This window comes from Macrococcus lamae (assembly GCF_004359545.1).
GTDB lineage: Bacteria > Bacillota > Bacilli > Staphylococcales > Staphylococcaceae > Macrococcus > Macrococcus lamae.
In genome coordinates, this window is sequence record NZ_SCWB01000004.1 from 62,944 (window position 1) to 79,214 (window position 16,271).

At 31.5% G+C, this 16,271-nt stretch carries 12 protein-coding genes; 5 read left to right on the top strand and 7 right to left on the bottom strand.

The window, feature by feature from the left end:
* Positions 1-5: 5 nt before the first annotated feature.
* From ERX29_RS03505 to ERX29_RS03515, 3 genes are all read right to left on the bottom strand, one after another.
* Entirely contained in the window at positions 6-2,054 is a 2,049-nt protein-coding gene (locus ERX29_RS03505; protein WP_133443307.1) for a CDP-glycerol glycerophosphotransferase family protein, read from the bottom strand.
* 125 nt (positions 2,055-2,179) lie between these two features.
* Positions 2,180-3,610 carry a glycosyltransferase family 2 protein gene (locus ERX29_RS03510; RefSeq protein WP_165981053.1) on the bottom strand — a complete coding sequence of 477 codons (1,431 nt, stop codon included), beginning with the start codon at positions 3,608-3,610 and terminating at the stop codon, positions 2,180-2,182.
* Positions 3,600-6,863 (bottom strand): CDP-glycerol glycerophosphotransferase family protein, encoded by a 3,264-nt coding sequence (locus ERX29_RS03515; protein ID WP_133443309.1) that lies wholly within the window; start codon positions 6,861-6,863, stop codon positions 3,600-3,602. Before ERX29_RS03515 ends, ERX29_RS03510 begins: the two co-directional genes overlap by 11 nt.
* Positions 6,864-6,948: 85 nt before the next feature.
* On the opposite strand from ERX29_RS03515, the gene tagD reads away from it, so the two are divergent.
* Together tagD and ERX29_RS03525 are read left to right on the top strand one after the other, a co-directional pair.
* Positions 6,949-7,347, top strand: a complete 399-nt coding sequence (gene tagD, locus ERX29_RS03520) for a glycerol-3-phosphate cytidylyltransferase (RefSeq protein ID WP_133443310.1) — start codon at positions 6,949-6,951, stop codon at positions 7,345-7,347.
* Between the two features lie 69 nt (positions 7,348-7,416).
* Entirely contained in the window at positions 7,417-9,066 is a 1,650-nt protein-coding gene (locus tag ERX29_RS03525; protein ID WP_133443311.1) for a CDP-glycerol glycerophosphotransferase family protein, read from the top strand.
* Here the strand turns inward: ERX29_RS03525 and ERX29_RS03530 are convergent.
* Positions 9,059-10,084, bottom strand: coding sequence for a glycosyltransferase family 2 protein (locus tag ERX29_RS03530; protein WP_133443312.1), 1,026 nt, complete (start codon positions 10,082-10,084; stop codon positions 9,059-9,061). The two genes, ERX29_RS03525 and ERX29_RS03530, sit on opposite strands and share 8 nt — an antisense overlap.
* Positions 10,081-11,103 carry a CDP-glycerol glycerophosphotransferase family protein gene (locus ERX29_RS03535; protein WP_133443313.1) on the bottom strand — a complete coding sequence of 341 codons (1,023 nt, stop codon included), beginning with the start codon at positions 11,101-11,103 and terminating at the stop codon, positions 10,081-10,083. Before ERX29_RS03535 ends, ERX29_RS03530 begins: the two co-directional genes overlap by 4 nt.
* A gap of 30 nt (positions 11,104-11,133) precedes the next feature.
* Here ERX29_RS03535 and ERX29_RS03540 point away from each other — a divergent pair, with 30 nt between their 5' ends.
* A complete protein-coding gene (locus ERX29_RS03540) occupies positions 11,134-12,276 on the top strand; it encodes a glycosyltransferase (protein WP_133443314.1) in 1,143 nt (380 codons plus the stop codon).
* A gap of 14 nt (positions 12,277-12,290) precedes the next feature.
* Here ERX29_RS03540 and ERX29_RS03545 read toward each other — a convergent pair whose 3' ends face one another.
* Entirely contained in the window at positions 12,291-13,106 is an 816-nt protein-coding gene (locus tag ERX29_RS03545; RefSeq protein WP_133443315.1) for an ABC transporter permease, read from the bottom strand.
* 13 nt (positions 13,107-13,119) lie between these two features.
* Positions 13,120-13,941 carry a WecB/TagA/CpsF family glycosyltransferase gene (locus ERX29_RS03550; protein ID WP_133443316.1) on the bottom strand — a complete coding sequence of 274 codons (822 nt, stop codon included), beginning with the start codon at positions 13,939-13,941 and terminating at the stop codon, positions 13,120-13,122.
* 131 nt (positions 13,942-14,072) lie between these two features.
* Between ERX29_RS03550 and tagH the strand changes: the two genes are divergently transcribed.
* A complete protein-coding gene (gene tagH / locus ERX29_RS03555; protein ID WP_133443317.1) occupies positions 14,073-14,864 on the top strand; it encodes a teichoic acids export ABC transporter ATP-binding subunit TagH in 792 nt (263 codons plus the stop codon).
* Between the two features lie 67 nt (positions 14,865-14,931).
* Positions 14,932-16,263, top strand: coding sequence for an LCP family protein (locus tag ERX29_RS03560; RefSeq protein WP_133443318.1), 1,332 nt, complete (start codon positions 14,932-14,934; stop codon positions 16,261-16,263).
* The last annotated feature ends 8 nt before the right edge of the window (positions 16,264-16,271 follow it).

Here is a 16,271-nt window from a genome sequence, read left to right on the forward strand (position 1 = left end):
CTTACTTATTTATTAGCAAACACGCAATTGACTACTCTTTTTGTTGAAGAACCATCTTCCAGTTGATTGAATAATAAATGAAAGTCATTAATTTTATCTTTATATATCTTTTCAATATCTTCGAGATGTTCCAGTAAACGAAGTAAATCTGTTGAATTTTCTACAAGTGGCCCTGGAATCTCTTTAATATAATTAATATAAAAACCTCTAAGATCATTCTTATACTTCTCCAAGTCATAACTAAAAAACAATTGCGGTCTTTTTAATATAGAATAGTCAAAAAATACAGATGAATAATCTGTGATTAACACATCGCTGATTAAATAAAGATCAGTGATGTCTTCATAACTTGAAACGTCATATGCAAAGCCGCTATATGCTTCAATGTTTAAATTATTTGAAATCAAATAGTGCATTCTCATAAGAAGTATGGTGTCACTTCCCAAATGTTCTTTGAGAAGATTCAGATCGAGTTGCAGCTTAAACTGATAGGTTCCGAGCTTTACAAAGTCATCATCCCGCCAAGTCGGTGCATACATCACAATTTTTTTGTTTAACGGCAAATTAAGACGTCTTTTAATGTCATTGATTTTATTCAGATTGTTTTGACTGGTGATTAACCTATCATTTCTTGGATAACCGGTTTCTATTATAATCTCGCGATTTACTCCAAAAGCTCGCTGAAATATTTTGGTAGAATATTGATTCGGCGAAATCAAATAGTCCCATCGATCACTTTCCTGTAAAAACCTCAGTCGATATTCAATTGTCGTTGTATTCGGCATTTTAACGTCCTCAATATCTAATCCGAGTTTCTTCAACGGCGTGCCGTGCCAAGTTTGTAAATATATCTGTTCTTTTCTTTTAATTAGAAACTTTGATAATCTGGCATTTGAAACCCAGTACTTACTAGTTGCGTAGATAAAATAATATGTCATTGAAAAACGCTTAACCTTTTTTGCATTACCGGAAATAGTCACTTGTTCTGGATGGTCAAATACCCAGTAAAACTTATAGTCAGGATATTCAGAAAGCATGTACTCGTAAATTGCTTTCGGATTATCAGAAAAGCTTTTTCCAGAAAAGCTTTCAAAAACTACCGACTGGTTAAATATTGGCATGTGAGGCGCTATTATTTCATATAGAGAAAAAGGAAGTTGTTGAGGTGTTTTAACTAAACGGCTAAGAGATCTTATAAGCCTTCTTAAAGATTGCATATATAAAAATAATCTTTTCTTTTTTGACGTGATTAAATAGCGTTCTGGTTGTTTTAGACGAGAACCAAATGCATAATTGTTTTCGTAAAATAAGGCTATTTCATTGAAAATTGTCGATAAAAAATCATGATTATATTGATTTGACGGATTAATCATTTTGCTGATTACATAATCATAATAGTCATTCATATAGTCATTAGGTTGCCGCTCAATATATAATTTTATGAACTCTCCCATCATTTCATTTCTTAATGAACAAGGGCTGTCTTCATAAAGCAAGTGATTGCATTCATTAAACGACAGGTAATATGTTATGGGACAAAATTCAATATCATTTGGATCTATATTCTCTAAACATTGCAGAAGAAAGTCAAAATTCTTATAGAATTTTAAAGCTGTGCGTATTTTACAATGTTTGTTATTCAACAGTTCAGTATTAAATATAATAAATTTAAGTCGGTTACAATGATAAATAGGATTGAAGGGATACATGAATTCTTTATTGATTGCAACAAAAAGTGCCTTCTCTGAAACAGGTAACTGAAGAAAATATTCCAAAAAATCAACTTCAATGTCTTCAGTTACTAAATAAGTATAAGTAGTAGTAACATTCGTTAACTCATTATTAATCACAGAACTTACGTCGTTATGAAAACACTGATTTCCTGTGATTTTTTTTAATGGATAATAATCCCTTATATAATTATATGACTCAGCAGAAAGTTCATTATATACAATTACAATATTAAATAAATCATTCACCTGTTCTAACTGTTCAACTAATCGATTAACATTATACGGGTGAATAAGAGGTATAAAAATCGTTAAATTATTCATGGCAAATCCTCTTTTCTGTAATGTTAATTTAAACTAGGAAAACATTATGTATCGCTAAGAACTACATTAAAAAATAGAGAACAATCAATAAAATTTATTGAATGACTCTATTGAAAAAGTTCTTCCTAATTATTTTCTAACTCGATTTTCATGGATAAATTACCTGCTATTGAAGGGTAAATCATTGCTTTTTTATCATTAAGAACAAAGTTCTTCTGATAACCAAAACGGACCGCTATATTTTTATATTCTTTATACTGAACTTTAAAATTATAAAATCCCGCTGGTAGCTGATTAAATAACTGTAGTGAAACATAACAAGTCATTAAATCTCCAGAGCATGTCACTTCTTTTAATAGTATACTTTGCTCAAAAGAAGTTCTACTTTCGATTAACAAACCTGCTATCTCATCACGTTTGACATGATTTAATTTGATTTGCAGTAATAGATAATCTTTTAAAATATCAATTATCATGGCATGACTACTAACGAACGGCAGGCTAAATGTATTTTTTTGATTTGTTAAATAATACTCACCATTTTTAAAGTATGCAACTTTATTATCTTTTTTCAGCCACATAAAAAATTCGCAATATTTATCAAAATTATCATTCTGCAATGCATCTATTGCATCCGAATATTTTTCATCAATTTGGTTTAATACTAACTGTGTATCAGGGTCACTTATAAGCTTGCAATTCAGGTTAAACACTTGCTGCTTATCATGTTGTGATAGCTTCAAAAATGTTTCACTGTTACAGTTTGATAGTAAATCCTGTTCAATTATTCTGATTATCAATTGCTTTTTTAATGTTAGATTAGAAAGCCGTTTTACTTGATCAAACAATAACTCATCACTTTTTCTTTTTTTCAAAAAGCTAGTTCTTCTCACAATTGAATCATTTGTAGCAGTTCTATCTATAAATCCACATTCTTTTGTGATTGTTGAAACATTCTTGACATGGCTGTACAGTTCAGCAAAAAATAGCTTGTCTTCACCAAAGCTTATTTCTTCAGGAAATCTTATATGGTGTTTTATCAATAGTTTACGGTTTAGAAATTTTGATGTCGGACCTAAGTAATACAAAAAATACGGGATTTCTGTCAACGGCTTGAGTAATCTATTTTTAATGCTCATAAACTTTGCATATTCCGTTTTAGCTTTTTCATTTACTTTAATTGATTTACCTACTATAACATCACTTTTTAACAGTTTTGGATGGTGATATATATAACTGAGAATATTTTCTGCTATCCAATCATCAGAATCTAGAAAATATACAAATTGACCTTTTGCCTTAAACAATCCAAAATTTCTAGGAGCAGATGCTCCTCCAGAATTTTTTTTCAGTTGGAACGCATGAACATTTGAAAATTTCCTGCTATACTCATTACAAATCGAGAACGTCTGATCACTTGAATGATCATCTATAATAATCACTTCAAAAAATTGTTTCTCTAATGATTGATTTAAGACAGAATCAACTGTTCGTCTGATTTTTTCTTCTGAATTATAGGTAGGAATGATGATTGAAAATAGTAATTTATTTTTCAAAGTCTGACTCCTTATTAAGTAAGAGTGAATTAACAATCGTTTCAGCTGCCGATCCTTTTTCATACTCACAATATTTTTCAATGAATTTCATATATCGAGGTGCATAAGCTGCTTGAACTGTTTCAATTCCCACTATTGATTGAACGATTTGCTCTGTAGTAAATAATAGCGGTCCTGGCGCTTCTTCTTCGAAGTTCATATAAAACCCTCTTAAATGGTCTCTGTAATGCTCAAGGTCATAAGTATAGAAAAGTAACGGCTTTCTAGTATTGGCAAAATCAAACATAACAGATGAGTAATCGGTGACACAAATGTCACTAATTAAATAAAGGTCCATTATTTCGTGATAATTAGAGACATTATAAATAAAATCTTGATATTGTTCTGGAATTGATATTTTATTTCCGACGAGTAAATGAGGTTTCAATAAAATAATATAGTCATCTTTTAATAACTGAAGCTGTTCAAAATCAAGATTTAACTCATGATTACTGCTTTTCAGCTGATCATCTCTAAATGTCGGTGCATATAAAATAATTTTTCTATCATCGCCAATATTGATTTTCTGTTTAATTATTTGACATTGCTGATTGATAAACTTGTCGTTTGACTTATAGAATACATCATTTCTAGGATAACCAATTTCTAGCATTGTTTTATTAAAATTAAAAGCTGAAGTAAATTTCTCCGTAGCATATTGACTCGGTGAAATTAAATAATCCCATTTTCTAGTAGCAATATTCACTCTATTTTTATAATTTTCATCTCTTCCCTCGAACACTTTGATGTCATTTAGCATTTTCTTCAAAGGAGTCCCATGCCATGTTTGAATATACTCAGTATTTTTATGTTTTCGAATATAGTACGGTAAATTTTGATTATTTATCCAAAATTTCGCTCTTGATAAATAATAGAAATAGCTTGGAGATAGTCTTTTTACTGTTTTGACTTTCTCATCGTTAAATGGGTAAATTTTATTAGTTACCCAGACTATTTCACAGGGATGATTACGCTTACTTAATTCATCGTAAATTACCTTAGGACTGTCTATAACAGATTTCCCCACATTAGATTCAAATACAATTAAATCCGTATTTATTGGAATAAATTTAGTCAACAAAAAATTCATGACTTTCATTGAGTTAAAATAAATTTTTTGGTTTCTTCTAAACCGTTTGAAAAGATGTTGAACTATAATATTATATTTCAATTTATTTTTAAACTTTTTAGTATTTTTAAACTCCAACGCTGATTGATAAATTCTATTAGAGCTTTGCTGGTCTCTATACTTAATAAATGAATCAATTTTAAATTTTAATTTCTCGTCGATTTCAAAACTTCGAGCTGCAAAATGCTTTACTTGTATCTCTAAATTTTCAATGTTTTTAACACTAATACCCGGTAGCTCTCGTTCAAGATCTAAATGTGAGCCATCTTTGCCAATAAATCTATTTCTATCAAACTGATAATAAATCACTGGTTTATAAAGGAAACTAAAATCAAAACCTACACTAGAATAATCAGTAATCATCAATCTGCTTTCTTTTATCAGCTGTTGTACATCTACTTCGCCTTGTTCAATGTTTTTAATAAAAGTCGGTACATTGATAAGATGAAGATACGACTGCATGTTTGGGTGCATACAGAAGATGATCTCCATTCCTTGATCATGCATTTCTTTAATCACATGACTGTTCAATAGTTCTTCAATTTTTTCCAAATAAATAGAATCTGAAAATTTTTCTGGACTGTTTAACCAATCTCTCCAAGTAGGAATGATTAAAATCTGATTATTTATTGTTATTTTTTTAAATAAATTATCAAATCTTGATAAACCTGTCACTTTAACTTGTTCTGGATAAAATTGTAAGTCTCGAGTAACGATTTGTTTTTCTCTATCCGAACTGACAATAAACATATCTACATTAAAGTCTTTTAATTGGTTACCATTGATTTGTGTTAAATTTTTAGTGCCTAGAACCCCGTGCTGTAAAAAAATTCTCTGTGCTTTTATACTTTTTGTATATTGAACATCTGACATTGGAAATATAAGTTCAGGATGATGCGTTGTAAATATTTTTTCAGCTCTAGTCATTACTTCAAAGTGTTCAGGCGAGCGAAAATCAACAATATTTCCCAGATTTTTCACATTAAGATACTCATTTGATTTTTTATCAATTACATAATACGCTTCTATCTCAGGATGATTTTCTCGTATATATTTAAAAAAGTGGTACCCATTATCCTGAGCTTTATAATGTCTTTCACCTATAATCCAGACAGGTTTAGATTTTTTTCTTCTTTTAAAACTTTTTTCGTAAGCTTTAACACTATCGGTAGTTAATTTGACATGTTTAAAAGCTAAATTCCTTCCCTTTAAAGTGAAATAGGGAGTAAAGTATATTGTTTCATCATCCCGTTTAATACTTACATTTCCTTTAAGCATAGCCTCTACTAAAATTCTAGGATTACCTAATTTGAATTTAAAAGGTTGATCATAAGTGTCTAGGGTGACTTGAATATATAGATCTACTATATCTTCTTCCTGTAACCCTTGTAGTAACATTTGGCTGAAAATTAAGTTACTATTCAACTCAAAATAGTAAGCATTATATGTTTTAGTTTTAGAGATATCCTTTTTATAAATATTAAGATCTTGTGTAACAAATTGACCTGTTAGTCTGCTCTCAAGGACAATTTCAGCTTTGTTAACAAGTGAATTTATTAATGAGAACTTACCTTTTAGATTAATTGTACTTTTTTTAAATGAAAGTTTATCTATATGTCTGAAATTAATATAAGTGCTTGGTTTAATATTGGATATTAACGATAGTGAAAACACAGAATATTTATCAAAATACGGAGTAATATATTGCTCATTTGCTTCTAATGTATGAAATTGGTTATGATTAATAATAAAAGATTTTAATGAAATTCTTCTTCTTTTACGAATTCTTATGAATGCCTCTTGATTCTGATAAAATATATCTTTGTCTAAATCAATATTCTCGAGTTTATCCACCACCTCTTCAAGAGGTTTAAAATCATAGTAATTTAAAAATACATTAATTTTCTTTTCAAATTGCATCTTACTAATATTTAATAAATCTTTAAGATTAATAATTATTTTTCCATCAGTAACTTTTTTTTCAAAATAATTAAGTCCCTCTTCGAGAGTCACTGACTGATAACGGAATGGAATCTGGTCAATTGTAAGAGTATCTTCTTCTTGTATTATTCTTATTTTTTCCATAATGGCACCCTTTACTTTGTTTACAAAACATTAATAGTATATTAACATAAAATTAAAAATCGAACATTATTTTTGGAGGAATACTATGAAACGTGTAATCACATATGGAACATATGATCTGCTGCATTATGGTCATATCGAATTATTACGGCGTGCCAGAGAGATGGGAGATTATCTTATTGTTGCTTTATCGACAGACGAGTTTAACAGATTAAAAAACAAAAAATCATATTATGACTATAATCAAAGAAAAATGATGTTAGAATCCGTCAGATATGTTGATTTAGTTGTTCCTGAAAATAACTGGGAACAAAAGAAAACAGATATTGCTAAATATGAAGTAGATACTTTTGTGATGGGTCATGATTGGGAAGGCGAATTCGATTTTTTAAAGAATCAGTGTGAAGTTATTTATATTAATCGGACAGAAGGAATATCAACAACAAAGATTAAAAAAGAACTCTATGGTAGTGACACGAAATAATTGAAGCCCGGCTCCGTTGTAAAATACGGTCGCCGGGTTTAGTATATTTAGTAATAAGGAGTTTTGACAATGATCACTCAAATAAATGATAGTACAAATCTCATAACTGCTATAAATCAAGTATCCACTTCACATTTTGTAATTAATAATCGCATTTATCAAGATCAGCTCCAAGCTGTTGAATTAAAAAACAATCATATATTTTGTGATTATACTGTGAATGGAACATATATAAATATGTATACATTTTTTGGAGAAACACTAATTGATATTAATCAATTATTAACTAATACTTTTTCACCAGCCATCATATATCACACAGAAAAAATTAAAATAATGATAAGTGAATTCCCTATTTCGATTTGTACAGAATGGGATTTAGTTTTTGCACTATTAATTACTGAAAAAAAAATTTTTATTGATGGACATGTTGTGTTTGATTTTTCATATTCTACATTTGATCCGTTATTTTTAAAGCCGTTTTTACCTTTAATTAAAAATAAAAATGACCTAGTGCTTAACTTCAAGATAAATCGTTTCTCTGCATATCACCATTTAAAAATAGAATCATTACCTGAACAGAAAATCAAAGATGATTATTACTTACTACCGGATCGTTTTCAACTATATAAATTTTTTAAATCCGCCTACTCATTCTTATATAAGAGATTCATGCAGAGAAAACAAAACCCATACAGTACTATTAAAAGTACTGTTTCTCTTAAAAATCACATCGTCTTTTTAGGGTTTGACTATCACTATCGTGGAAATTCTAAATACTTGTATGATGCATTAATGTCACTAAAGGAAAATGGTCATCCTTACTGGAAAGATATAGATATCTATTTTGTTTCAGCCGATAGCTCTCATTTTATTGATCCAGTAGCGTCTTCCACAAAGTCTTTGATTGCATCTGCTAAAGTTGTAATTTTAGAATCTTTTAAACCAGATGACATAGTTATCAATGGTGTTTCAATCAATTTATGGCACGGTATTCCTATAAAACGGTTATTTCTAGATAGTAAAGAACTGAACCAAAACTCTCATATATTTCTTTATCGATTACGAAAGTATCGCGCGCTTTCAACGACAAACTACTTTGTAACTGATTCACCGAAAGTAAATCATATATTTCGTTCTGCATTTCCATTCCATAAAACAATACTGATAGATACAGGTTACCCGCGGGTTGAATACTTAATCGCAATGCAGAAGAAGCATGAATATATTTCATCGCTTAAACAGAGTCTTGACATAGAAAACAGCAAACCTATTGTCCTTTATTGTCCGACATGGAAAGATTATGATTATGTTGAACCTGATTTTACTACTATCAGTGAACATTATGAAGTACTTGTCAAAGGTCACCCGGAATCTACCGCTTCCATTAAGGGTCGAAATGTCAGCCATTTATCAACAGAGGATGCTTTACTTGTTGCAGATATCGTCATTTCTGATTATTCATCTATTATCTTTGATGCCCTGAATATCAACAAATCTGTCCTTATATTAATGGATGATTTTGAACAATATTCAAGAACGCGCGGTATCTATGATGGAATAATGGAGACTCTCTTTCCAATCTATTTTAATTGGGAAGATTTATTAAACGATTTTCAAAACCAACAGTTGAAATTCGTATCTTCTCATCAATTTTGTCATAACCACGAATACGCAACAGCAAGTATAATCAATGTCATAGAAAAAAATCTTAGTTAATCAACCGTTTAAACCATTCTTTAAGATGCGCATTTAACTGTCTTAAATATAGTACTGAAGTTGTAGGAATTAAGAATTCTTTTTGATTTATCTCACACCAATTGCCGATAATTTTTCTATCATGCTTTGATCCATATATCATTATAAAATTCACTATTTTTGACAGTGCTTTATCAAAATAAGCAGTAGTAACCATATGATCTAAATATTTTATCACTAACATCATATCAACAGATATATTGGCTGACAATGTTCTCTTAATTAAATATGACACAATGAGTTCATCCATACGATAGCTGTAATAATTCCAGACAGAAGGCCTATCCATCTGCTGCCAAACTCTTTGACGAACAATGAGTGCATCGCTTAAATATAAATCAGTCTTCGTCAAATTCTGTGTTACTGAGGCACCTGTATCAATGTTATAAAGATAAACAGGTTCTAAAGAAACAAATACATTTCTACTATATGCACTAACGTTAAAAGTATGTTCTTCACAGAAAGTGATATCTTCATCAAATAACTGTGTAATTACTCTTTTATCATAGAGCTTTGCTGATGGACCTATTGATTGGAGCAAAGCAGGCTGCTCATTTAATGTAGTTGGACCGTTTCTCAGTGTGTGCGTACTGATGGTAGACGTTTTCTGGCCTCGTAGATGAAGCATTTGTCCAACATAAACATCAAATCCAGGATATTGATTTAATAATTCAATGAAATGCTGAAGTCCATGTTGTGTCAGTTGATCGTCACTATCGAGAAACAGTATATAAGGATAGGTGCTAAGTTTAATTCCATAATTTCTAGCTGCTGCTGCACCTTTATTTTCCTGTTCAACTACAACTGTCTTATAGATGGTGTCCTTTAACCAGTCTTCAATCAATTGTCTGGAACCGTCAGTTGAGCCATCATCTATGCAGATAATTTCAATTAATTCAGTTGAAGTTGCTTGAATAGAGTTCAATGTATTAATAATTGTTTTTTCTGCATTGAATATCGGTATAACAATTGAAATCATTTAATCTGCTCCTTAATATAATTAATAAGTTTTTGACATGCATCATCAGACTGATAGTTGGTCCAGTCTGAAATTTCAGGAATAGAGGCCGTCTTTAAAATATTTTTGAGTTGATCAATTGTATATGCTTTTCGACCTTTCGATAAGCTATAATATTCATTATTTAAACCACGTTGTTCATTGTACTTTGCTTCATCCGGGACATAAAACACTACCTTTTTATTATAATAAGCTGCTTCTACTGCAAGCGAACTATAATCAGTGATTATAATATCTGAAGCTAACATGAGTTCTTTTGTTGGAAGCTCTGAAGTTGATGCATAATTTCGATCACTTGGATGCGCTTTGATAATTAAATGTTGAATATCGTCCTCATGAAGTTTTTCATCTTCATCTAAATCGTATTCGCGATAAGTAGGTAAGAAAAGTATTGAATTATTTTTTCGTGATTGTTCATTAACTGTTAACCGAGGTAATCCTGTTAACATAAAATTTTTTTCATATGCATCTAACGAGCGCTTAAAGATGTTAACCATTTTGTCACCTGCCACAATGTAACTATCTGTGAAATGATATACTTTTAAATATTGCTCAATTGATTTCATATCTGTTAAATCTATACTCTTATCTTCTAATCCAAATAATTTTAATGCACTTGAGGCATGCCATAACTGAATGACTTCCTGCTTGCTACTTTTAGTGATACTACCTAGTAGTAGATAGTATGTGTCAATTAATATAATACGAGCATTTTTTATAGCAAATACTTGCTGTATTATATATTTATTAGATAACGGAATAGATTTTAAATGATTTTGATTCAGCGACTTTATAAAATCTTCATATTTAGGATGGTAGATGACAGTTACTTTGTGTTCAGTCAATAGATTTATCAATAACTCTGACTGATCTTCTTTAAATGTCATCAGCATAACTATATCTTTATTGATTGACGGGCGGTAACAAATATCAATTATTTTTATCAGTGTTAAATAAAGTCTTTTAATTATTTTTCTCATTATTTTACCTCTTCAGATTGGAGTATTGTTATGAAATCGTACACATTTCTTGTCCATAATATATATCATATAGGAGGAACAACTCGATCGGTCATCAACCTTGCAAATTGTTTAAAGGCTCATGGTCATGATATTACGTTGCTTTCTGTTTTCAAAAGTAACCACCAGCCCGCTTATCCTGTCCATAACGATATTCAAATTAGAAATATCATAGACTATAGTAACCGTTATTCTTTCATTCCTAAAATTATCAACCGGTTACGAAAATATACTCCTTTTTTTTCACCTCGATTGATTCAACCTGATGAACCGGGTATTAATCAATTTTCCGCTTATATTGAAAATCGTATCGTAGATGAAATAAAAAATGTCAGTACAGATTTTTTAGTTGGTACACGAGCAACTTACAATCTGCTAATTGCAGAATACAGTACTACAGCAACAATTGGTATGGAACACATGCACTTTGCGGCACACCCTAAACGATTACAGCAAGCTATAATTGAAGAGTACGTTTATCTTGATTACATTACAACATTAACTTCAATAGATCGATCGTGTTATCGTCACTACTTTGACAAAGAAAAAGTAGTATTACTACCCAACATTATGTCTCCGGTACAAGTAGAATGTAAAAAATCATCCATTATCACTGCGCTTGGCAGGCTAGAATACGAAAAAGGATTCGATATGCTCATTGAAGCTGCTCATATGATTAAAGACGAATTGAGAACATATGGTTATCAGATTATGCTGTATGGTGATGGAACAGAAAAAGCTGAATTAATTTCTCAAATTTATAATCTTAATATTGGTGATATTATTAAAATCAATCCAAGTGTAAATGATATTAGTCCCGTACTAAGTCAATCGCAAATTACTGTCATTCCATCACGATCTGAAGGATTTGGCATGGTGATACTTGAAGCATTTGCTTTTAACAATGCTGTTGCTGGCTTTAATGCGCCTCTTGGTCCAAAAGAATTACTAGTTCATAATGAAAATGCATTAATAGCCGATTGTTACAATATTAAGCAGCTTGCTGATTATTTATTAACACTTATTTGTAATGAGTCATTGAGAGAAAAATTGATTAAAGGAGGAAAAACGACTTTATCGAAATATAGTCCAGACCAAGTTTATAGTATGCTAAAAGACCAGATTAACAATTAATCTGGTCTTTTTAATTACATAAAATCACTAAATCGATGACGGAATTTTATATGAAGGAAAGATCCTATAATAAAGAATATTACGACAAATAAAACATTGTATATAGTTAGCTGCCAATGATCAATAAAGAACCAACCCTTTGATAGAATAGCTGCTCGGTAACTTTCTGCTAAAAAATAAATTGGATTAAATTTCATCACTGTTAAAACTACTTGTTGTACATAAGAATTATTATCTGGAAGCCACAATATAGGAGACATATAAAACAAAACTCTAAGCAATGCCTGTACTGCCATCTGCACATCTCTAATCATCACTCCCAAAGTGGAAGTTACAAGTGTTATAGAAAGACAAAAAATATAGACAAATGGCACATATAGAAATAGTTGAAGTGTATATACAGTAGGATATATCCCCATATATGCACACAATAACATGACCACAGCAAGTAAAACAAAATGACCATAAAACTTACTCATTAATATATAACTTGGAATAGTTGACAGTGGAAAATTCATTTTTGCCACTTGATTATATTTCATCGCAATTGATTTCGTTCCCTCTAAAATACCTTGGTTTACAAAAAACCACATGCTGATACCGACAAGCATCCATATGATGAACGGAACGCCCTCAATCTCACCATTCCCTCTGATACCTAATCCAAAAACAAACCAGTATACTCCAATTTGTATTAATGGGTTAATCAATTCCCATGCAAGCCCTAAATAATTGTCATGATTTGAGATTTTGAGTTGAAATTGGGCAAGTCTTTGAATTAAATAGAAATTTTTAAATTGTTCTTTTAATACGACAGATATCGCATTCATAATGGCCTTCTTTCTAATCCTTGTCCTTAAAATGGGCATGTGGATCGTTATCAATCACATATTTTTGTTTAACTATCTGAATTAAAAATAACGGAATAGCTACTGCTCGTTTAAAACGTCTGAAGTCAGTCATTATTCTATACAGCCATTCCATATTCGTTTTAATAAAAAATTCAGGTGCTCGTTTGACATTACCGCTAAAAACATCAAATGAGCCACCTACTCCCATAAACACAGTATGAGAAAAGTGATGCTGATTATAATAAATATAGCTTTCCTGCTTTGGATATCCCATAGCGACGAAAACAAAATCAGGTTCAAAGGCTTTGATTTTTTTTAATGTTTTGTGATCGTGAATATCTTTATAACCATGTTTTGATTTAAAAGTAATTCCAGGATATTTCTCTCTCAGCTTTTTTTTACACTTTTTCACTGTCTCTTTTGAACCGCCCAGCAGGAAAACTCGTTTATGATCCCTATCAGCTATACCGAGCATCGCTTCCATTAATTCTATACCGGGAATTCGTTCTTTCAGAGGCGTCTTTAAATATTTTGCGGCTTTGATTATACCGATGCCATCAGGTACTATGTAATCAGCAGCTTTAATCCTTGTCAAATAATTTTCATGGGTTTTAGCATAATAAGCAATTTCGGGATTAGCAGTAACTATGAACATGTTTTTCTGTTGATATTCAGCAGAAAAATTCTCAATGTTTGACAACATCTCCTGCTTCGTTACATTATTAAATGGAATCCCCAATATTTCTATAGTATCACGAGTATGGGCAATAGGTAATGTATCATGTATCATAGTAAGATGTATCTTATGATACATCATTCACCTCTTTACTTTTTATATAATCAAATGTATTTTATAATTTACATTATTTCAACAATATTTACAATCCGTTTACGTTTTCTCATATTAAATATGTAAAATATTTTTCAAAGAACAGGATGAGTATCTTGAAAGCTTCAGTAGAATTTAAAAATGTTTATAAGGAATACAAAGTTTTTACAAGCAATAAAGAAAGATTACTTGATATCGTCAAACCATCAGCCACTAAAAGATTTCATGCGTTAAGAGACATTACTTTGACGGCGTATGAAGGTGACATAATCGGTCTAGTCGGCATCAATGGCTCTGGGAAGTCTACACTTAGTAATATTATAGGCGGCAGTGTACCCATTACGAGCGGTCAGCTATCAAAAAACGGAGAAGTTAATGTGATAGCAATCAATTCCGGATTAAACACTCAATTGTCCGGTCTCGATAATATTGAATTCAAAATGCTTTTAATGGGCTATTCTAAAAAAGAGATCAAAGCACTTACGCCGCAGATTATAGAATTTTCAGAGCTCGGTGACTTTATTTACCAGCCAGTCAAAAAGTATTCAAGCGGTATGAAATCTAAACTGGGTTTTGCCATCAGTGTGACCGTCAATCCGGATATCCTTGTCATTGATGAGGCATTATCTGTCGGTGACCAGACGTTCACTCAAAAAAGTCTGGATAAGATGCAGGAGTTTAAAGCAGCGGGTAAAACCATCTTCTTTGTCAGTCATAATCTGAAACAGGTCCGCAATTTCTGTACAAAAATAGCGTGGATTGAAGGCGGACGTCTAAAGTCGTTCGGAGATAAAGATACTGTGCTGGAACAATATGAAGATTTTCTCAAGAACTATAAAAAATTGTCCGTTAAAGAGCAGAAGAAGTTCCGCCGAGATTTAGATAATGATCGTTTCTTTTTCAAATAAGTTGTTATTTTGCTCATGATTATGTATACTTATGAAGTTTAAAATAAAACTAATAAGGTGACTACCGATGAATAAATACTTTAAAGCTTTATTGATAGTTTTAAGCTTAAGTTTAATCATAGTTCCAGTGACTTATGCCGGTTTCCTGTATTTGACGACTAAAGGAGCAATTGACCAGTCTTTCTCAGATGGAACCAAAAAATCAAATTTAAGAGAGAACAATGTCGATCCCGCCATGGATCATGTCTCTATTCTATTCCTTGGAATAGATGACAGCCTAAGTAGAAGAAAAGGCGGTCAGAAAGTTTCTGAAGCAAGAACAGATGCAATGATTCTGGCGACGTTTAATCGCGACAAAAAGCAGATCAGGCTTATCAGCATTCCTCGTGATACACTTGCTTATATTCCATCGGTTAAGTATTATGACAAAATCACGCATGCGCACGCTGAAGGCGGTCCTGAATCATCCATGTATGCTGTCGAACATCTATTCAACGTGCCAGTTGATTATTATGCTCGTGTCAATATGCAGGCGTTTGTAGATATTATCGATGAGTTAGGCGGCATCTACTTTGATGTTCCATTCGATATGGATGAACCTACGAAGAATGATAAAGGCAGAATCAAAGTTAAAGAAGGTTATCAGCTGCTTAACGGCGATCAGGCATTGGCACTGGTGCGCAGCAGACATATCGACACAGACCTTGGACGTGGAAAACGTCAGATGGAAATGATCGAAGCTATTGTTAAAAAGGCGCAAGGAACAGATTCACTGGCTAAATTAGATGAACTTGTTGAAATTGTAGGTAATAATGCGAAGCATAGTTTAACCTTCAACAATATTACTTCTCTTGCTTCGTTTTATTCAGCAAATGACGTTGAGTTTAAACAGGCACAGCTCAAAGGAACAGATTATATGTATGAAGGAGTTTATTACTTCAATCCAGTGTTCAAGGATATTACACGCATTTCTCGTTTAGTTAGAAATGACTTAGGATTATCACAAGGTAATAAGGAAGATCTTCTTGATTATAAAGTTATCTCTCTATTTGGTGACTTAATTCCACTTAAAAAAATTAATATTAGTGATATCAATCAAGAGTTAAAAGAGCAAGAGAAAAATGAAAAAGCAAAACAAAGTGAAGAAAAAACAGCTGAAGAATCCCCGACATCTGAACAGACTGATCGCCAGGAAAGAACGAGTGAAAGTCCTGTTATAACAGCAGAAGAACCTTCAACAGCACCCCCTGTCTCTGAATCTGTGACTTCAGAACCAGTAACCAGTGAACAAGTAGAAGTTGAGTCTGTGACTCCACAGAACTCTACGACTGAAGTTTTTAATAACAATATACAAACTAATACTTTTCAACAGACGACAGAATCTTATAATAACCAGTGAAAGGAATG